Source organism: Yersinia sp. FDAARGOS_228, assembly GCF_002073315.2.
In the GTDB taxonomy this organism is placed as follows: Bacteria; Pseudomonadota; Gammaproteobacteria; order Enterobacterales; family Enterobacteriaceae; genus Yersinia; species Yersinia intermedia.
This window is the reverse complement of sequence record NZ_CP020409.2, coordinates 877537-896854: the sequence shown is the minus strand read 5'-3', so window position 1 is coordinate 896854 and position 19318 is coordinate 877537. Positions and strand designations below refer to the sequence as shown.

Below are 19318 nucleotides of genomic sequence, written 5' to 3'. Positions count from 1 at the left end.
TCAGGTTATTGCGGCTGCTGGTTATCCGAATTATCTGGCTCAGATTCTGATTGCACCGACTTACGTGCTTTTAGTTTAAACAAGATCCAGAACACCAACACGACACTGAGAATAGAAGGAACGAAATTAGAACCAATGGCCGGATGCTCAACCCGTACAATCGCACTATACAACAAAATCCCGAGCAGGAAACATGCAGAGGCCAGCACTGGCAAGCCATGCGGCATGGCAAAATTGAGGTAGCGCTGATGTAAACAATATACAGCCAATACCAATGTTAGCAGCGGAAAAACTGAAAAAGGCACAAACGCGCTGAATAATGTATTAAATGAACCATTTATTGCCAGGCCAGTAATCAACGCCAGCAGCAGGGTGCCGATTTCACGGCGAGACTGTTCCATCATTTTTCCTTACCTTATTAAGTGCGAGATACAGCGAGTTTTTCCTGCTCGCGACGATACCAATAATAAGCGCCCTTGGAGATCATCCGCAATTGTAAGACCAAGCGCTCCTCTAACTGTCGCCGTTGTTCAATATCTACGTCCAGCACTTCAGCACCGGCACTGAAGACAATTGTGACCATGGCCTCAGCCTGAGCTTCAGTGAAGCTACGTGGCATGTGATTTTCCAGTTCGAGGTAATCTGCCAGCTCGGCAATAAAATGCTGAATTTCACGTGCAACTGCTGCACGAAATGCGGCAGACGTGCCGGAACGCTCCCGCAGCAATAGACGAAACGCATTCGGGTTATTACCGATAAATTCCATAAATGTAGATACTGAGGTACGGATAACACTGCCGCCCTTGGCAATCCGCTGGCGTGCCTGACGCATCAGTTGACGCAACATCAGACCGCTTTCATCGACCATTGTCAGGCCAAGTTCGTCGACATCGCGGAAATGCCGGTAAAAAGAAGTCGGTGCGATACCAGCTTCGCGAGAGACTTCCCGCAAGCTAAGGCTGGCAAAACTCCGCTCAGCACTCAATTGGCTGAACGCCGCTTCGATAAGGGAACGACGAGTCCGCTCTTTTTGTTGTGCTCTGACGCCCATAATCGTGCCCAAGGGATATCCAAATTCTCAATCTAAGATATATAGTCAACAATATACCAAACTTTATAGTAACAACCGTTATACAAACGTATCATCCCAATACAGAATTGCCGCTTTACAACACACATCACGGTGATTTACCCATGGTTGATTGGCTTATGCCTGCCATCTTTCAATTTACAGATGTGTTGGCTGTACCTTGAAATTTATTGGGTATCTGGTTGGGTTGATGTTAATGTATCGTTGTAATTTTGTATAAGAATAGGTCTCTCCTACATGCAACAGCACTTCCATTTTGATGCCATTGTTATTGGCTCGGGTCCTGGCGGTGAAGGTGCCGCTATGGGGTTGGTCAAGCAAGGTGCCCGTGTTGCCGTAATTGAACGGTATAATAATGTGGGCGGTGGATGTACCCATTGGGGCACTATCCCTTCCAAAGCTTTGCGCCACGCCGTTAGCCGTATTATCGAATTCAACCAAAATCCACTCTACAGCGACAATGCCCGAACCATCAGTTCTTCTTTCGCTGATATTTTAAACCATGCTGACCGTGTTATTAATCAACAGACACGTATGCGCCAGGGCTTTTACGATCGCAACCACTGCCATATGTTCTCAGGCGATGCCAGTTTTATTGATGCCAACACTATCAATGTGCGCTATGCCGATGGCACCAACGATACACTCCGCGCTGATAATATTGTGATTGCAACAGGTTCACGCCCCTACCGCCCGGCGAATGTTGATTTTAGTCATGAACGTATTTACGACAGCGATACCATTTTACAGCTCAGCCATGAACCCCAACACGTCATTATCTATGGCGCAGGTGTTATTGGTTGTGAATATGCTTCAATCTTCCGTGGTTTGAGCGTCAAAGTTGATTTAATCAATACCCGCGACCGTCTACTGGCCTTCCTTGATCAGGAAATGTCAGATGCCCTCTCTTACCACTTCTGGAATAACGGTGTCGTTATCCGTCACAACGAAGAGTTTGAGCAAATTGAGGGGACTCTTGACGGTGTTATTGTGCATCTGAAGTCAGGTAAAAAGGTCAAGGCAGACTGCTTGTTGTATGCCAATGGGCGTACCGGTAATACCAGCGGTTTAGGGTTGGAAAATATTGGTCTGGAAGCTGATAGCCGTGGTCTGCTGAAGGTCAATAGCATGTACCAGACAGCGCTGCCCCATGTATATGCGGTGGGTGATGTGATTGGTTATCCGAGCCTGGCCTCTGCGGCCTATGATCAGGGGCGTATCGCGGCACAAGCGATGATCAAAGGTGAAGCCAACGTTCATTTGATTGAAGATATTCCGACAGGTATTTATACCATCCCGGAAATCAGTTCTGTTGGTAAAACCGAGCAAGACCTAACCGCGATGAAAGTGCCCTACGAGGTTGGCCGCGCGCAGTTTAAACATCTGGCGCGCGCGCAAATCGTCGGGATGAATACTGGTAGCTTAAAAATCCTATTCCATCGGGAAACCAAGCAGATCCTCGGTATTCATTGCTTCGGCGAACGCGCAGCGGAAATTATCCACATCGGGCAGGCGATTATGGAACAGAAAGGAGAAGGTAATACTATCGAATATTTCGTTAATACGACCTTCAACTATCCGACTATGGCTGAAGCCTATCGTGTGGCAGCGCTCAACGGTTTAAACCGCCTGTTCTAGCTTTTCGTTTGTAACTTCTGAGCTCATGCGCGGTTGCATGTGTTCACGTATCGCCTCGGCCAGTTGCTCATAGCGGCCACGCAGTGGGGAACCGGGGCGGTACACCAACGCGACGGTGCGTTTAGGCACCGGTTTGTAGCACTCCAGATAGCATACACCATCACGCTTACGCTCATTCGGCACCGCCAGCGACGGCAGCAAAGTTATACCACTCCCCGCAGCCACCATATTACGCAGGGTTTCCAAACTGGTGGCGCGGAAATGAGTGTCTTCTTCTGCACCGGCCTGGAAACAAAAGCCCATGGCCTGATCGCGCAGGCAGTGACCATCTTCCAACATTAATAATTTCTCACCCGCCAGCTCATGCATTTGCACTCTGTCACGATCTGCCCATGGATGATCGGCATAAATAGCCAGGTTCATCGGCTCATCAAATAGCGGAACTTCGATAAAAGCTTCGGTCTCTTTGACCAACGCCAGAATGGCGCAGTCCAGCTTACCACTGTCCAACTGAGCCAAAAGATTCTGGGTTTGTGCTTCATGCAGATACATTTCCAGTTTCGGGAATGTCTTATGCAACATAGGAATGATTTGCGGCAGCAAGTAAGGCCCGACGGTAGGAATAAGGCCGATATGCAGCGGGCCGGACATACTTTCGCCCTGCAAGCTGGCCATCTCTTTCAGTACCTTCACTTCTCGCAATACCGTTCTGGCTTGCTCCACCAACAACAACCCAGCCTGGGTAAACAAGACCTTACGGCTAGTGCGCTCCAGCAACATCACACCCAACTCATCTTCCAGCTTACGAATCTGGCCGCTTAATGTGGGTTGGCTGACATGGCAAGAGTCGGCGGCACGCCGGAAATGCCTGAACTCAGCCAGCGCCACTAAGTATTCTAAATCACGAATATTCATCTGTGCTCCGCTTTATGATAGCCATTGACGATAGATAAGATAGCAACCAGTGATTAGATCTATCAAGCGATAAAATGAATAATGTGTCCCAACCAAGAGACACACAGACAAATTTTAATATTTCATTTTTTAATTAAGGAGTTACTGATGTTTACTAGCCAAGAAGGTAAAAAAATCCCACAAGTGACTTTCCATACCCGTCAGGGTGATCAGTGGGTTGACGTAACTACCGACGATTTATTCAGCAATAAAACAGTGATTGTATTTTCACTACCGGGTGCGTTTACCCCGACTTGTTCTTCCAGCCATCTGCCACGTTATAACGAACTGGCAGGTGTGTTTAAACAGCACGGTGTTGATAGCATTCTGTGCGTATCAGTCAACGACACTTTCGTGATGAATGCCTGGAAAGCTGATCAACATGCTGAAAACATTACTTTCGTTCCAGACGGTAACGGCGAATTCACCAAAGGTATGAACATGCTGGTTGAGAAAGCCGATCTGGGCTTCGGTCCACGTTCATGGCGTTACTCCATGCTGGTGCGTAACGGTGTGGTTGAGAAAATGTTTGTGGAGCCAAATAAGCCGGGCGACCCGTTTGAAGTGTCTGATGCAGATACCATGCTGAAGTATCTGGCACCTGACTTTAAAGTACAGGAATCGGTGTCTGTCTTTACCAAACCGGGCTGCCCATTCTGTGCCAAAGCGAAACAAATGCTGCAAGAACGCGGGATTCAGTATGAAGAGATCGTGCTAGGTAAAGATGCGACAACCGTTAGTTTGCGTGCAATCACTGGCCGTGGAACCGTACCACAAGTATTTATCGGTGGCCGCCACATTGGTGGCAGTGATGATTTAGAAAATTACTTATCAGCTTAATAACATTAATAGAATGAAGATAATGTGAATACCCAAAGTTATTGGAGTTGCAGGTAGGCGGCATGTGAACTCATCCCAATGAGCTTACTTATTTTTAAGGTCAAGACCAGTAAGTGATTCGGGGGACAAATCTGCCGGGAGCAGGTTTGAACGCTGCTCGCAGAGGCGATGCCCCAGGATGGGCTGAGTAACAAATGTAGCTAACAACCCTGCGGCTTCAAATACGAAGGGTATACTTGGTAGGCTTCGGCCTACCTTTTTTTCTGTTAGGAGCAGACATGAAAACCTTAAACGTTGATGTCGCCGTAATTGGCGGCGGCACGGCCGGACTTGGCGCTTATCGCGCAGCCAAACTGTCAACGCCAAGTGTGGTGATGATTGAAGGTGGCGAATACGGTACCACCTGTGCTCGAGTCGGTTGCATGCCATCCAAACTGTTGATTGCAGCGGCAGAAGCCGTACACCATATTGAAAAAGCGCCTAGATTTGGTATTCATCCGCAAGGTGACATTCTGATTAATGGCCGTGAAGTGATGAGTCGTGTTAAACGTGAGCGCGACCGGTTTGTTGGTTTTGTGCTGGAAGGCGTAGATAACATTCCAGCCGCCGATAAAATTCAAGGCTATGCCCGTTTTATTGATGACAATACGCTACAAGTTGATGATCATACTCGTATTGTTGCGCAGCGTATCGTGATTGCAACTGGCTCCCGCCCAACCTGGCCCACCGCCTGGAATGAGCTGGGTGACCGACTGATAGTTAATGATGATGTGTTTAGCTGGGATGACCTACCCGAATCTGTCGCGGTATTCGGGCCTGGTGTTATTGGTCTGGAACTTGGTCAGGCACTGCATCGGCTGGGTGTTCAGGTAAAAATGTTCGGTGTCGGTGGTAGTGTCGGCCCACTGACTGACAGCATTGTACGTAATTACGCAGCGAAAACGTTGAGTGAAGAGTTCTATCTTGATCCTGACGTGAAAGTTGAAGTCATGCAGCGTGAGGGGGATAAAGTCTTTATCCGCTATCTGGATAACACCGGCAAACTGCAAGAGATCATGGTTGATTATGTTTTAGCAGCCACTGGTCGCCGCCCTAATGTAGATAAACTGGGGCTGGAAAATACGTCCCTCGCTCTTGATGCGCGCGGTGTACCACAAGCTGATCGACTCACTATGCAAACTAGCGTGCCACATATTTTTATCGCTGGTGATGCAAGTAACCAATTGCCGTTACTGCATGAGGCCAGCGATCAGGCCCGCATCGCTGGGGTGAACGCTGGGGGCTTCCCCGAAGTGGTCCCCGGCTTACGTCGTAGCCCTATTTCGGTCGTTTTTTCTGACCCACAAATTGCGATGGTAGGCTCGACCTTCCGTGAGTTGTCACAAAAATTTAGTGCATGCGGTTGTTTTGACATCGGTGAAGTCTCTTTTGAAAATCAGGGTCGCTCGCGAGTGATGCTGAAAAATAAAGGTATTTTGCGCGTTTATGGCGAGCAGGGCACTGGCCGGTTCTTGGGTGCTGAGATGATAGGGCCGAGTGCTGAACATATCGCACATCTATTGGCTTGGGCACATCAACAGCAGATGACCATCAATCAAATGCTGGATATGCCGTTTTATCACCCAGTTATTGAAGAAGGCTTACGTACCGCTCTGCGTGATTTGCAGTCCAAGTTAAGATTGGGCACCGATGAGGCTGAACGCTGCCTACGCTGCCCAGGCGACTAATTTTACTCGCCGATGCTCTCTGTTTTCCCATGCCGGGCTTTATGCCCGGCTTTTTTATTCCTTATTTTTGCGCACTGCTTCCATGAATTGAATCATCTTACTTGGCATGTGAAGCCGTAATGCCCACTGTTTGTTCAATTGTAATCGTTTTAAAACGGCACTTATGTGGCCTACCACTATTGATTTGATACCAATAATGATACTAAAATGGAGACGCAATGAAAGACATGGACAGTCGGGTTGCTCAGATTACAGCTAACCCCGCTGGGGTTAAATTCCGCGAACTCGTCAAAATCTGTAATTTTTACTTTGGCTTTCCCAGGCATTACTCCAGTAGCCATCATGTTTATGGTACTCCCTGGCAAGGGGACCCTCGGATCAACATTCAAAAGGACAGCAGCGGAATGGCCAAGTTTTATCAGGTAAAACAAGTTATTGCTGCGTTGGCTAAACTCAAGGAAATGGATAATGGTTAACATCGAACACTATACGTACCGAATTACCTGGTCAGCAGAAGATGATGAGTTTGTTGGTTTATGTGCAGAATTCCCCAGTTTGTCATGGCTTGCAAAGGAACGTGTCGAAGCCCTGGCAGGGATAACTGCGTTGGTTGCCGATATTCTGCGCGATATACAGGCTAATGGTGAAACACCGCCACAACCTTTGGCAGAAAAGCACTATAGCGGGAAACTGGTTCTTCGCTTACCGCCAGAGCAACACCGGCGTCTGGCAATTAATGCCTCGGAAGAAGGGGTTAGCCTAAACCGTTATCTGTGCGCTCGGTTGGCTGTCTGAATAAGATTAGACAGGGGTAAAATTTACCCCCTCTGTTTGGTCAAATAACTCACTCTATAGATTGCTGGCTCATAACTACTATCACTGGCTTTTATTTTTTAAATCAAAACTAATGGGCAGAGCTAATGTTATCTGCCCATGCAATAACAACTCAGTAGGTGGCTTGGGTAATGGCTGAGCACGTTTAATAAGTGCCAGTGCTTCATGATCTAAAATAGCGGCCCCGCTGCTTTTTATAAGCTGAGCAGATAGAACATGCCCATCTTTATTGACCACAAAACGGATAGTGGCGATGCCTTGTTGTCGCTGTTTTCTGGCTCTGGGTGGATAGCGTTTAAACTCCACCAGATGCCCTTGCAAGCGGCTTCGCCAATTCATTTTAACCTTTTTTTTATGCAAGGAATCACTATTTGCTGCGGCAGCAATTTGATGGCTCTCGCCAGAGAGTGTTGTGCTGGCTACGGCTGCTGGCGGCGAGGGCTTATTGCGGTTTTCTGGTGTTTCCTCAATGACAGGTTTACGCAGTTTCATTACTTGCTGTTGTGGACGTTTTATTTTCACTGGTTCTTCTACAGGTTCTTCTTCAGTGATTTCCAACTCTTTCTCAACTAGCAGTACAGCATTAGGTTGTTCAGGTGCTGTCAGCAAATTACTCACGTCTTCTGGTTGAGCTTCCTGTTGTTCAACCTCCGGCTCGTTAAAAGTCTGTTGTATTCCCACCACCGGATTTTGCTCCACGTTTTGGGTGAACTGCGTTTCTGCCGACAAGGTAAGCATCACTGCCGCTGGGGCGTCATCAGGATGTTTAACAAGTACAGACTCCGTACTCAGCAACCAGAGCAGATACATATGGGTACTGCTGGCAAGCATAGCACTCCCCCACCAAAGAAGAATGCTGCTGTTATTCCGTCTTATCTTCATGAATTAAATCACTATATTCCTTTATTTCAAATAAGTTACTCCAAGTAACTCACCAAAATTTTATTCTTCGGCAAATGCTACATGCAGGCGGTCCGCTAGCGGTTTAAACAGATAATTGAGCAATGACCTTTCTCCCGTTCGAATAAATACATCAACCGACATACCGGGCCGGATGGCTAACTCCGTATTAGACATATCAATCGCGACGGTTAAAGGATAATAAGGCTGTAAGGTTTGTGGATGCTGTATGCGGTCAGCTCCAACATGTAATACAGTTCCGTATAACTTAGGGGTATTACTCTGATTAAAAGCAGAAAAATTGAGATCGACGGGTAAGCCAGCCTTGGCTTTATCAATTAGCTCTACCGGTAACTGGGCTTCAACTAATAACGGTTGCCCACGAGGGACCAGCTCCATTAATGTTTGCCCACTACTTACCACTCCCCCCACCGTATGCTGTGCCAGAGCAATAATTGCACCACTGACCGGAGCATATATCCGAGTATTATCCAACTCATATTCCGCTATGTTCAAACGCTGCTTCAGCTCTTGGGTATTTTGCTGCGCTTTCGCTAATTGCTCGCGATTCTCACTTTTATACTGTTCGTGCCGTTGTGAAATATGCTGCTTGGTTTCATCGATCAGTTTATGAGCCTCTTCAATGTCGCTGGTATCCTGCTCCACCCGCGCATGCAGTGAAATCGCCTGACGCTCCATATCCAGTAACTGATTTTTGGCAACATGGCCATTTTTCGCCAGCAGTTGAACACTTTGTAATTGGCGCTGGAATAAGTCGGATTGGCGCTGATTGTTACGTCGCATCGCCTGCAAGCCATTCAACCGGTCTTGATGACGAGTAATTTGCGCAGATAGCCGAGCAATCTCACTCAATTGAGCCTGGCGACGGTGATGGAAAAGTTGTTGTTGCAAGATAATATTGCGTTCAACCAAAGGTTGGGCTGGGTTCAGGAATAATGTTTGGGGGAAAGTAATTTCGTCCACACCATCCTGCTCGGCGGTTAAACGGGCTTCCTGCGCCAAAGCACTTATATATTGATTTTGTAGACTATCCCGCTGGCTACGAATCACCGAGTCATCCATGGTGATTAATAATTGCCCTACGGTTACTTCGTCCCCTTCAGCAATATGTAACTGTTGGATACGCCCCCCTTGCAGGGGCTGAATAACTTTGCGATTTTCAGCAACTACAACCTGCCCCATAACCGCAATGCCTTTATCCAGCGGCGCCAGCCCGGCCCAAAGTAAAAAGCCAATAAAACCACCGATAACAAGTAACCCACCGAGGCTTAGATAGTAACCACTGTTTATCTGGGGCCGTAATCGGTTTTGCTGCTGATGGTTTTCATCAGTAACTGGCAAACGGCTTGATTCAGGTAGCATCTTTTTATCTCCCTCCATGGGCTTCATTTTTGTGATGCAGTACGAATGGGCGCAACACCGTATGACACACCGCTACCCCAACCATTACGTGTGTTAAATGGTTTGCTCTCAGATTCAACCGCCGCGTTATCCTTGATTTTCAATATGCTTTGGGTGCGATCAAACAATTCCATTTGCCCATTGTTCAAAAACAATAAGTAATCGCTGCCCGATAGCAGTTCTGGTTTATGGGTAACCATCACAATTGTGCTGCCCTGCCGTTTTAACTGGCTGATGCCTGCCAATAAGGCTTTCTCACCCTCTTTATCTAAACTGGCATTTGGCTCATCTAATACGATAAGCCGTGGTACACCGTATACGGCTCGCGCTAATGCAATTCGCTGCCGCTGGCCACCAGATAACCCCTCGCCTTCATCCCCTAGTTGAGAGTCATAACCTTGCGGCAAATGCAGAATCAAGTCGTGTACGTCGGCTAATTGTGCGGCAGCGATAACTTTTTCATTATCAACCGGGCCAAAACGCGCAATATTCTCAGCAATTGAACCGCGAAATAGCTGAATATCCTGGGGTAGATAGCCGATGAATGTCCCTAAATGGTTTTTATCCCACTGAGAAAGGTCTGCACTATCCAGACGAACCGAACCACTGAATGCAGATTGACTTGCGACCAACAGCTTCGCCAGAGTAGATTTGCCACTGCCTGACGGCCCCAAAACACCAAGAACATCAACGGGTTGCAGTTCAAAGTTGATGGATTGCAATACCGGTATATGTGTTCCCGGTTTGCAAACTGTTAGTTGTTTCACGCTTAATTTGCCCTGCGGAGGCGGCAAAACCATACCGGTAGTGGGTTGAGGGTATTGTGCCAATAGATCAGACAGACGTTGGTAAGCAAGCCGCGTGTGACTCCATTGTTTCCAAACTGCAATTACTTGATCAATTGGCCCTAACACACGGCCAACCAAGATAGAGCCAGCAATCATCACCCCGGCGGTAATAGCACCCTCTATAACCAACAACGCACCTAGCCCCAACATCGTTGACTGCAACGCCTGACGGCTAGATTTGGATAAGGCTGTCACGCGGCTACTTTTATCGCTGGCAACATTCTGCTGATAGAGAAATTGTGAGTGCTGCCTCAGCCAGCGTTCACGTAGGGCTTTTAACATCCCCATGGCTTGAATGGCATCAGCATTGCGCAAATTCGCATTAGCTTGCTGTGTTGCTTGAACTGTGGTTATTGAGGCTTCTTTTAGTGGTTTTTTACATATCCAATGATTGAGCCAAGCTAGAAATATCAACATGCAAGCACCGGCTGCTGCCAGCGCCCCCAACCAAGGATGAAGGAGAAAAATTACCAGCAAATAGAATGGGAACCACGGTGCATCAAAAAAGGCAAACAGCGCATTACCGGTAGCAAACTGACGCAGAAAGGTTAGATCATTTAACGCCTGAGCCGCTGGCGTTTTATGGCCCATAAGTTGGGAGGCAAAAGCGGCATTAAATACTCGCTGATTAAGCTGCATATCAATACGTGTCCCCAGCCGGATAACTACCGCACTGCGAATCCATTCTAATAGACCAATAAAAGCAAATATGCCCAACACCAGAATTGTCAGCATTAATAGCGTCATGGTATTTGCTGAAGCGAGAACACGATCATAAACTTGTAGCATGTAGATTGCGGGTGCCAACATCAGCAGATTAATTACTGCGGTAAATAACCCTATGCCCCAGAGGCTTTTTTTATGATGGGCCAGTACTGAAAGAATTGTTGGCGATACCAACGAAGAGCTGGCGTTCTTGCTTGATTCCATGGCATCCATTTCCATACAGAATTTATATTTTTCGTAAAAAATTCTGCGGCTGATATTAGATTAAAGTAATATATTCATCAGGAAAAATTATTTTTCGGGAGGAAGTTATTTTCAGCAAAGCAAAAATATTAACTACCGCCGATATAAGTATGAAAAAGCAAACCAAAAGATATGGCGGTAGTATTATTTATCCAACCAGAAAATCATTTGTGAGCTGCCTTTATTACACGGCCAATAATGCTTCGCCGCCTTCTGTTACGCCCACAGTATCAATGATTGGCGAATCAGTAATAACGTCAAACTGACTGGCAAGTGCCATATCTTTGAGTGGTGTATTTATATCGATACCTTGCGCCTGGAGGAGTTCCAACATTGGGACAGCATTACCTCTCAACAAATTGTATACGCCTTCACCCTCGCCACCTTGGTAAGGTTTTCCTGGCGCTGCATGCATCGCTCTAGACAATGAACATACTGAATAATAAAAGTCACCGTCAATGTTTAAACCCTCTACGCTCAACTGTACTTGATCAAGCTGCTTTGGGGTTGGAGTGTTACCTGTATTAGAGGTATTATCTGTATTAGGAATAAACGAGTTACCAAACGCTAAAGATTGGATATAATTCCCCCTCTCAATGAGGCCATTATCTCCCCATAGAGTGCCACTAATAATTAGCGCGGCTGGCCCATCAGGGTTTTGAAACTCAGCTAGCGCGATTCTATTATTGTTCATATCAGTAGCGCCAGAAAAAGTATAGTTCTCATGAATGTTGGATATATTAACAAAGTCATCATACGCCTTAGCCCACTGGTGAGCATAGGAAGAAATAGTTTCATCTTTAAAGTGTTCTTGGTACTTAATAGTCACTGTCATAATGATACCTATTGATTTTAAATTATGCCATATCTCATCATTGAGACACCTTTACCACCGAGTAAATTATTTAATTCACTCAAATGATTTTAAAGTTAATATACAAAACCTAACGTTGTTAAATGTTAAACGGCTAATAATAGTTCACTACTATCAGCCACAGTGTCAATAACTGGCGCTTCAATAATAACGTCAAACTGACTGGCAACCGCCAAGTCTTTGAGCGGCGTGTTTACATCAATGCCTTTTGATGTGAGGATTTTCAGTATGGCAGAATTATCCCCTCTCAGTAGGCCATATACACCAAGATTCATATCACTTGGATAGTTATTATCTATAAGCATTGCATAATGAGCTTCTAAAAAAGAGATATCCATATCATCTGAAATATCTAACCCGCTGAATTCCAATTGTACTTGCTGGAGTTGAAGTTGATGAAACTGCGGATCCTCCAGGTTAATATCAGGAATAGGGATTAAATGCGCACCAAATTGCAGACTTTCTTTGTCACCGGGAATGATGGGGGATATTTCGGATAAATTAACTCCGTTAGCCTCCATAACCATCGCCGCATGCACTCCCTTAGACTCCATCACTATTGCGGCTTTACTTTGAGGAGAGTTATTTTGAATCGCAATTTTTAAACCAACGGTGGGTGGATTTGGGCCAGCCGAGTAAATACCATATCCTGCGTCTCTCGATTCCTGGGCTATATCGGCTATATCACCAAAATCATTGGCCCACCAGTAGGTATAAGAAGAAATAGTTTCATTTTTAAATTCTTCATGATACTTGATAATCACTGTCATATTAAAATCCTTTTAATTAACAATATATATATTCATTAATTAAATTATATTGTTCTACAAACAGACCAATAAACTTATCTGAATATAATAGTTATATAATAGTTTAAATATCAATATGAACCACCGCCGCAGCCAAGAAAAAGCCAGATATACTAGAGTACGGCGGTGGCGCAATTACACTTGTTAAAAATAGACTGACAATATTACACAGCAGCGAGAATCAACCAGAAAATCCTTTCCCAGTGATTCTATTTATTAAGCGGCTAACAACATATCGCTGCTTTCAATCACACCAACGGTATCAATCATTGGTGCATCTGACGCCATAACGTCAAATTGGCTGGCGATTGGCATATCCTTCAGTGGGGTATTCACATCAATACCCTTAGCGGCGAGGATTTCCAACAATGGTTCTGCATTGCCTCTCATCAAACCGTAGGTGGCTTTATGCATATCCCCTTGATGGTTTTCTACCATTGTTTTGGTAGGGTCATATTCACCGGTCAGATCTATGCCACTCAATTTCACTTGCACTTCGTCAAGCTCTTTACCAGTGATATCTGAGTTATCTTTCAAGTTTTTACCCAACTCCAAGTTTTCCATTTTCCCGTAGAAGGTATGGTGGCCCATATTATAGTGCAAATCACCCTCTACGATCATTGCAGTACTAGCACCACTATGAGAGCTGCCAATTGAATATTGGGTACCACTAAACCACCCCCCGCCAGAAAATTGGCCAACGTCCTTGGCATAGCCTGGTGCCTGCGTGTCTTTTATATCACCATGAGTGGTAGCCCACTGCTGAGTATAAGAGGTTAGAGTGTCGTTACTGAATTGGCTTTGATATTTTATGGTTACTGTCATGATAAATTTCCTTATTGTTAACAACCATTATATGACTCATCACTGAGTCAGTGTGACTACAGACGAAGTTATTATTCCATCTGAAGATTTTAAATTCATATTTAGTATGTTTATTTAAGGTTTCATATTTAACATTGATAACTAAAATTTATATTCAAAACCGCCCTGAATAGTTCGACCACGATTTGGCGCAAAAGAAAGTGAATCACCATAACTGACTATATAAGCGCGATTAGTTATATTTTCTATTGTACTACGCAAAGTTAAATTATTAGTTACCTTATAACTAGCATAAAGATCAAATAAGGTATATTTCGGCCAATCCGCAACATAAGCGGTATTAGCGTGGCCGTAGCTATTAACAACCGATGCGTCTTGATGTCCTTTGTTATAGCGAATAATGGTGCCGAGATCCAGCTTTTTATCAAATAATCTTCCACCTAAAGTTAAACTACCACGATCACCGGGCAAATAAGCAGAAGAACCAAATAAGTTATTCCCCGCCAAGCAATCAATCATATTGTTTGTTTTATCATTTTCGAGAGGATAAATACCATCCTTATTAGATGTAAAGGTTTGCGCTCCACCTAACCAAGCCCTTTTAGAACAAAAGTTATTAACACCAATCATTCTGGTATAATTTAAACTGGTATAAAAAAAACCCATGTCATAGCTTAATTGATATTCCAGACCACGAAAACGGGCTGCCAATAAATTATTAATGTAGGTAGCATTTGCAAAGGAACCGGAACCTAGCAGTGGTTTGGTCTTGGATAATTCAAGATTAATATAATTGCTGACGCGGGTATCAAAGTAAGCCATTTTGGCCACCAGGCGGTCTTGTTCACTAAACAGATTACTGTGTTGAATATTAATGCCCGATTCCCAGGCTTTGGAATGCTCTGCGGCCAGAAACGGATTGGGCAAAATCCAGCCGTGACCATGTGCACTGCCGGTCGCCAGCACTTCGGTAATCGCCGGTGGCCGCCAGGATTTGCCGTAATTACCAAAAAACTCCAGCCACTGCACACCAGGTTTGATACCGATAGCCAAGGTGGGCGAAAGCTGTTGTTCACGGCGATCCACATCCCAGGTCATTTTGACCGTGTGATTATAGGAGCACCGCCTGTTTTCAGCGAGATGTTGCTCATGTATCTTTGTGTTGCATGGGTTTTCACGGGAATAGTTGCCAAGGAAAGATTTGCTCTGCATCCAGGTATTACCCTTTAAGCGAAATTGATCATAACGCAGGCCACCTTCCAGCCGCAGCCAGTCTGCATGTTCGTAATTCAACTGGGCAAAGGTGCTGGTCATGGTGCGCTTGCCGGGTGGGGTGACACCCAGCATTGTTTCTTGAGTTGAGTTGCCGGTGGAGCGGTCACTAAACCACTCGAGGCCATATTTGACTTGTAATTGATGGTGGTCGGCGAAGGTAAAGTAATTGGTATTTTGCAGTTGTAAACCACGGGTGTTCAAACGGGTTTGAGTCCAAAACTTTTTACAAAAAACGGCATCAGAACACAGGGTATCGGTTTCATCATTGGTATCAACGTAATAGATTTTAGCCGCCACATCCAGCCAGGCAATATGTTCAGGCTTGAGGCTATAATCCAACCCTATATTACGGTTCAGCACATCACTTACGCTGCTCTTTTTCCAGCCCATTCTATCTCTACGGTAGGGATCTGACTTATCGACAATCTGCGTTAACATACTGGCATTGGGGCTATTTATTTGCGTTTGCAAATAGCTGAGTACCAGCCGTTGGTCGGCGGGCAGATTCCAGCCCAGTTTAGCGAGCTGTGAGCTCATTTTATAGTTGGCAAATTCAACTTTGTTATTTGTAATTTCTCTGCCTAAAAGTGGGGCGGCTTCTCTGCCAAAACGAAGAGCACCAATATCCCCTTTATTGCCGGGCCAATAATCTTTTAGATTGCGCTCACTGGCAGCAATTAATAGATCACCATATTCATTACCCAGCGCCAGAATACCACCACCAATAAACTGAGTGCCGTTATCACCGGTCATGGCACGTATTTGCCCCCCCAGTTCTTTGCCCGGTTCGAGGAAATCACTGGCATTGACCGTATTAAAGGTGGCAACCCCACCAATGACGCCAGCACCGCCCATACCGCTGGTGGCCCCCTTTTCAATCACAACACTACTCAATATTTCTGGATCGATATACATCACACCATGGCGCTGACCATGGCCACTTTTCATAAAGTTTTGCCGCATGCCGTCAATATTCATATTGACGCGGCCGTAGTCTTGGATGCCACGGATATTCACGGAAAGCGCGGGGTCTTGCTGGCTGACGCTGGAATAGACACCGGGAGTTTGTTCCAATATATCTGCCGCATGGCGGGCAGGGCGATTATCCAGTTGTTCGCGAGAGATTTCACTGACGGAGTGCAGCTCATCATATACCCAGTCACCGTCCTGGGAATTATTTACACCTTCTATTTTTAGTTTATCCAATACCATATCATTTTCAGCCGAAGGGGTTAGCGTTGCCTCCGCACGAACTTTGCCAGAATAGCCTTGCGCTGTTGCCAGAGCTATAAATATACCAAGGGCAATTTTATTCATTGAGGTTATTATTTTTCTTTTATCTCTCACTATATTGTCCATTTATTAGATCTCATCCTTACGATATGAATATAATTAACCTGTTAACTATTTAGTTATTGAATAGCAGACGTAATAATGACCAGCAATAAAGCTAATGCCGGGCAACCAGAGAGGTTTGAACAAAGAAAAGTCATTATCAATTAACGATATGACTTACCTTTTTCAAAATAGAAAAATCATAAAGAATTAAATCTAATAGCAGCCCAGCCACTTTATTAATGGATCAGGTAATGCAGGAATAAAATAGGTTTTCGGCTATTTTGAATTATATGTCTCTATTTTTAATCTTAGTAGAGGTTTCACTACAACGCCACTGGTTGATAATGATTATCATAATCATTAAGAGGTATAAACTCAACTGAATATTAAAATTAAAATCTTATTAGGCTGAAAATATTGGCTTTATCGTATGCGTAAAATAAGTAAAAATAATTATTGGTGTAACGCTAATTAAAATAAAACAGTATGAAAAGCAACATGAAATTTATTTCTAATACTTTTAAATTTAAAATGGGCCACTATAAAGCGGCCCATTATCAATATTAATAGCTAACTAATTAAATTAGGCGTGCTTTCGCTTCTGCAATAGCATAAGCCACCTGCTGTGGCGAAACGCCACCTTTAGCAACACGTTTATCCAGGCAAGATTGCAATGCCAGAATAGGATAGACATCATCGCCAATCACCGCGCTGAACTTCTGCAAATCAAGCAGTGATAATGCTTCCAGCGCTTTACCCTGACGAATAGCTTCAACGACGGCTTCACCAACAATATGGTGCGCTTCACGGAAGGGTACGCCTTTGGCGACCAGATAATCAGCCAGCTCAGTGGCGTTAGCGTAACCCTGTTCTGCCGCCTCTTTACAACGTGGGCGTTTTACCTGAATACCGTCTAACACCAGTGCCGCCATATGCAGGCAGTCGAGCCAGGTATCCAGCGCATCAAACAGCCCTTCTTTGTCTTCCTGCATGTCTTTGTTATAGGCAAGAGGCAAGCCTTTCAGCGTCATCATCATTCCGGTCAATGCACCCTGTACCCGGCCACATTTACCGCGGATTAATTCCAACGCATCTGGGTTTTTCTTCTGTGGCATCAGCGAAGAACCGGAGGTCACGCGATCGGATAAATCAACGAAAGCCGCTTCGCCGCTATTGAAGAAGATCAGATCCTCAGCAAAACGAGATAAATGCACCATGCCGATGCTGGCATCAGACAGTAGTTCTAAGACGTGGTCGCGGTCTGAAACACTGTCGAGGCTGTTGCGAGTGGCAGAGGCAAAGCCTAACCAGCCAGCCAGTTGTTCGCGATCGATGGCATAGGCAGTACCTGCCAATGCGCCACTGCCTAACGGGCTAACATCCAAGCGCGTCAGGGTATCTTGCAGGCGGCTTTGGTCACGAGACAGCATTTCTGCATATGCCAGGCACCAGTGAGCAAAAGTCACTGGTTGCGCACGTTGCAAGTGGGTATAACCCGGCATCACCGCATCCTGATTCGCTTCGGCTGTGGCAACCAACACCTGCTGCAACTGCTTCACCGCAGTTTGTAATTCAGTGATCTGGAACTTGCACCACAATTTCAGATCGGTCGCTACCTGATCATTACGGCTACGGCCGGTATGCAGTTTTTTGCCTAAATCACCCACTTTATCAATCAGTTTGGTTTCAACCCAACTGTGAATATCTTCGGCATCACTGTGCAAAATAGCCTGTGGATCAGCCTGCACTTCTGCCAGCAATGCATCAAGTGCCTGCTCCAGTTGTTGCTGTTCGGTAGCCGTTAATACCCCAACCGTCACCAGTGCTTTTGACCAGGCAACAGAACCGGTAATATCCTGCTCCGCTAGCCGGTAATCAAACCGCAGTGAATCGTTGAATTGCTTGAAACGCTGATCTGCCGCCTGACTAAACCGCCCGCCCCACAATGCCATAATCTTTCTTCCCTAGTTTCAGAATAAAAACTCATAATATACCCAAAGTAGTTGGAGTGGCAGCAAGGCAGCAAACGCACAAATCCCGTTGAGCTGACTCAAGCCAGTGATTCGGGTGAGTAAGAGCCGCTAACACCGCTGCAACTTCAAATAAGAAGGGTATTTAGGCCAGAATACGCGTGCCAATTGGCTCACCATTAAACAGTGCCGGTAACTGATCCGCATGACGCCAACTGGCAATATCTACCGGGCGGCCTAATGAGCGTGCTGCATCCAGCGCTGCATTCACTTTAACTACCATACCATCGGTAATGATGCCCTGAGCAATGAGTTGCTCGGCCTTTTGCGCCGTCATTTCAGCAATCCGTTGGCCTTTGCCATCCAGAATGCCGCTAACATCAGACAGTAAAATCAAATCAGCCCCAAGGGTGGCGGCTAACGCGGTGGCCGCCTGATCGGCATTCACATTCATCAGTTGGCCGTCGGCAGTAATACCAATAGAACTGATAATGGGCATGTAATCCGCAGCCAGCAAGGTTTGCACTAACGCAGGTGAACCCGGTTGAGCGTTACCCACATGCCCCAATTCGGCATCCAGTAGCGTTACCGATACGGTTCCGCCATCGCCCAAACACAAGCCAACAGCATTAATGTTATGTTTTACCGCCCAAGCCAGCAGGGTTTTGTTAGCGGTGCCTGCCAGTGCGCCGGTAATAATATCAATCTGGTCAGCAGGGGTGACACGCAAGCCGTTTTTCTTCACTACCGGCAAAGCGAGTTTTTTCATCAGATCGTCAACCAGACAACCGCCACCGTGCATAATCACTAGCGGGCGCTCATGCTTCTCGCGATAAGTCACCAATGCAGTAAACAGGCGTTCCAGCGCTTCTTCGCTGTCGAGCAATACGCCACCTAATTTAATGACTAACGGATTCATTTTTTTGCGCCTTATTTAATCGGGTAAAAATTCATAGGTCTGCGGCATGAACGCAATTGGTTCGCATGACCGCAACCAGTTATTTC

17 protein-coding genes are annotated in these 19318 nt (G+C 45.7%); 5 read left to right on the top strand and 12 right to left on the bottom strand.

Annotated elements, in window-relative coordinates; translation table 11 throughout:
• Positions 1-5 precede the first annotated feature (5 nt).
• On the bottom strand, positions 6-404 hold the full coding sequence (locus A6J67_RS04080; protein ID WP_005192097.1) for a YijD family membrane protein: 399 nt from the start codon (positions 402-404) through the stop codon (positions 6-8).
• 14 nt (positions 405-418) lie between these two features.
• The gene (gene fabR / locus A6J67_RS04075; protein ID WP_005192099.1) at positions 419-1051 is read right to left on the bottom strand and encodes an HTH-type transcriptional repressor FabR; all 633 of its coding nucleotides are present in this window, start codon (positions 1049-1051) and stop codon (positions 419-421) included.
• 276 nt (positions 1052-1327) lie between these two features.
• Between fabR and sthA the strand changes: the two genes are divergently transcribed.
• Positions 1328-2728, top strand: coding sequence for a Si-specific NAD(P)(+) transhydrogenase (sthA, locus tag A6J67_RS04070; protein WP_005192101.1), 1401 nt, complete (start codon positions 1328-1330; stop codon positions 2726-2728).
• Here sthA and oxyR read toward each other — a convergent pair.
• The gene (gene oxyR, locus A6J67_RS04065) at positions 2711-3643 is read right to left on the bottom strand and encodes a DNA-binding transcriptional regulator OxyR (RefSeq protein ID WP_032907867.1); all 933 of its coding nucleotides are present in this window, start codon (positions 3641-3643) and stop codon (positions 2711-2713) included. The two genes, sthA and oxyR, sit on opposite strands and share 18 nt — an antisense overlap.
• A 147-nt stretch (positions 3644-3790) precedes the next feature.
• On the opposite strand from oxyR, the gene A6J67_RS04060 reads away from it, so the two are divergent.
• From A6J67_RS04060 to A6J67_RS04045, 4 genes are all read left to right on the top strand, one after another.
• Positions 3791-4522: a glutathione peroxidase gene (locus tag A6J67_RS04060; protein WP_005192103.1), complete on the top strand. Its 732-nt coding sequence runs from the start codon at positions 3791-3793 to the stop codon at positions 4520-4522.
• Between the two features lie 278 nt (positions 4523-4800).
• Positions 4801-6249: a dihydrolipoyl dehydrogenase gene (locus tag A6J67_RS04055; RefSeq protein WP_050089569.1), complete on the top strand. Its 1449-nt coding sequence runs from the start codon at positions 4801-4803 to the stop codon at positions 6247-6249.
• Positions 6250-6467: 218 nt separating this feature from the next.
• Complete coding sequence (locus A6J67_RS04050; protein ID WP_005192126.1) at positions 6468-6725, top strand: hypothetical protein; 258 nt, start codon at positions 6468-6470, stop codon at positions 6723-6725.
• Complete coding sequence (locus tag A6J67_RS04045) at positions 6718-7044, top strand: type II toxin-antitoxin system HicB family antitoxin (protein WP_032907868.1); 327 nt, start codon at positions 6718-6720, stop codon at positions 7042-7044. The genes A6J67_RS04050 and A6J67_RS04045 overlap by 8 nt, the downstream gene beginning before the upstream one ends.
• Positions 7045-7125: 81 nt before the next feature.
• Here the strand turns inward: A6J67_RS04045 and A6J67_RS04040 are convergent, their stop codons facing one another.
• The 9 genes from A6J67_RS04040 to argB all read right to left on the bottom strand — a co-directional run bounded on the left by A6J67_RS04040 (position 7126) and on the right by argB (position 19232).
• On the bottom strand, positions 7126-7914 hold the full coding sequence (locus A6J67_RS04040) for an energy transducer TonB (protein WP_080608057.1): 789 nt from the start codon (positions 7912-7914) through the stop codon (positions 7126-7128).
• A 111-nt stretch (positions 7915-8025) separates the two neighbouring features.
• On the bottom strand, positions 8026-9366 hold the full coding sequence (locus tag A6J67_RS04035; RefSeq protein WP_050297731.1) for an HlyD family type I secretion periplasmic adaptor subunit: 1341 nt from the start codon (positions 9364-9366) through the stop codon (positions 8026-8028).
• Positions 9367-9389: 23 nt separating this feature from the next.
• A complete protein-coding gene (locus A6J67_RS04030) occupies positions 9390-11183 on the bottom strand; it encodes a type I secretion system permease/ATPase (protein ID WP_080608056.1) in 1794 nt (597 codons plus the stop codon).
• A 223-nt stretch (positions 11184-11406) separates the two neighbouring features.
• Positions 11407-12057: a heme acquisition protein HasA gene (locus A6J67_RS04025; protein ID WP_042568910.1), complete on the bottom strand. Its 651-nt coding sequence runs from the start codon at positions 12055-12057 to the stop codon at positions 11407-11409.
• A 125-nt stretch (positions 12058-12182) separates the two neighbouring features.
• The gene (locus A6J67_RS04020) at positions 12183-12866 is read right to left on the bottom strand and encodes a heme acquisition protein HasA (RefSeq protein WP_005192147.1); all 684 of its coding nucleotides are present in this window, start codon (positions 12864-12866) and stop codon (positions 12183-12185) included.
• Between the two features lie 255 nt (positions 12867-13121).
• Positions 13122-13730: a heme acquisition protein HasA gene (locus tag A6J67_RS04015; protein WP_050297729.1), complete on the bottom strand. Its 609-nt coding sequence runs from the start codon at positions 13728-13730 to the stop codon at positions 13122-13124.
• A gap of 141 nt (positions 13731-13871) precedes the next feature.
• Entirely contained in the window at positions 13872-16364 is a 2493-nt protein-coding gene (locus A6J67_RS04010) for a TonB-dependent hemoglobin/transferrin/lactoferrin family receptor (RefSeq protein ID WP_192945359.1), read from the bottom strand.
• Between the two features lie 557 nt (positions 16365-16921).
• On the bottom strand, positions 16922-18295 hold the full coding sequence (gene argH, locus A6J67_RS04005; protein WP_050297727.1) for an argininosuccinate lyase: 1374 nt from the start codon (positions 18293-18295) through the stop codon (positions 16922-16924).
• A 163-nt stretch (positions 18296-18458) separates the two neighbouring features.
• Positions 18459-19232, bottom strand: a complete 774-nt coding sequence (argB, locus tag A6J67_RS04000) for an acetylglutamate kinase (protein WP_005192161.1) — start codon at positions 19230-19232, stop codon at positions 18459-18461.
• Between the last annotated feature and the right edge of the window lie 86 nt (positions 19233-19318).

Bases quoted from the DNA above. Each gene is read 5' to 3' on its own strand.
- A6J67_RS04020 (WP_005192147.1), bottom strand. From the start codon at position 12,866: ATGACAGTGATTATCAAGTATCATGAAGAATTTAAAAATGAAACTATT.
- A6J67_RS04035 (WP_050297731.1), bottom strand. From the start codon at position 9,366: ATGCTACCTGAATCAAGCCGTTTGCCAGTTACTGATGAAAACCATCAG.
- A6J67_RS04060 (WP_005192103.1), top strand. From the start codon at position 3,791: ATGTTTACTAGCCAAGAAGGTAAAAAAATCCCACAAGTGACTTTCCAT.
- sthA (WP_005192101.1), top strand. From the start codon at position 1,328: ATGCAACAGCACTTCCATTTTGATGCCATTGTTATTGGCTCGGGTCCT.
- A6J67_RS04030 (WP_080608056.1), bottom strand. From the start codon at position 11,183: ATGGAATCAAGCAAGAACGCCAGCTCTTCGTTGGTATCGCCAACAATT.
- A6J67_RS04025 (WP_042568910.1), bottom strand. From the start codon at position 12,057: ATGACAGTGACTATTAAGTACCAAGAACACTTTAAAGATGAAACTATT.
- oxyR (WP_032907867.1), bottom strand. From the start codon at position 3,643: ATGAATATTCGTGATTTAGAATACTTAGTGGCGCTGGCTGAGTTCAGG.
- A6J67_RS04010 (WP_192945359.1), bottom strand. From the start codon at position 16,364: ATGGACAATATAGTGAGAGATAAAAGAAAAATAATAACCTCAATGAAT.
- argH (WP_050297727.1), bottom strand. From the start codon at position 18,295: ATGGCATTGTGGGGCGGGCGGTTTAGTCAGGCGGCAGATCAGCGTTTC.
- argB (WP_005192161.1), bottom strand. From the start codon at position 19,232: ATGAATCCGTTAGTCATTAAATTAGGTGGCGTATTGCTCGACAGCGAA.
- A6J67_RS04055 (WP_050089569.1), top strand. From the start codon at position 4,801: ATGAAAACCTTAAACGTTGATGTCGCCGTAATTGGCGGCGGCACGGCC.
- fabR (WP_005192099.1), bottom strand. From the start codon at position 1,051: ATGGGCGTCAGAGCACAACAAAAAGAGCGGACTCGTCGTTCCCTTATC.
- A6J67_RS04080 (WP_005192097.1), bottom strand. From the start codon at position 404: ATGATGGAACAGTCTCGCCGTGAAATCGGCACCCTGCTGCTGGCGTTG.
- A6J67_RS04045 (WP_032907868.1), top strand. From the start codon at position 6,718: ATGGTTAACATCGAACACTATACGTACCGAATTACCTGGTCAGCAGAA.
- A6J67_RS04015 (WP_050297729.1), bottom strand. From the start codon at position 13,730: ATGACAGTAACCATAAAATATCAAAGCCAATTCAGTAACGACACTCTA.
- A6J67_RS04040 (WP_080608057.1), bottom strand. From the start codon at position 7,914: ATGCTTGCCAGCAGTACCCATATGTATCTGCTCTGGTTGCTGAGTACG.
- A6J67_RS04050 (WP_005192126.1), top strand. From the start codon at position 6,468: ATGAAAGACATGGACAGTCGGGTTGCTCAGATTACAGCTAACCCCGCT.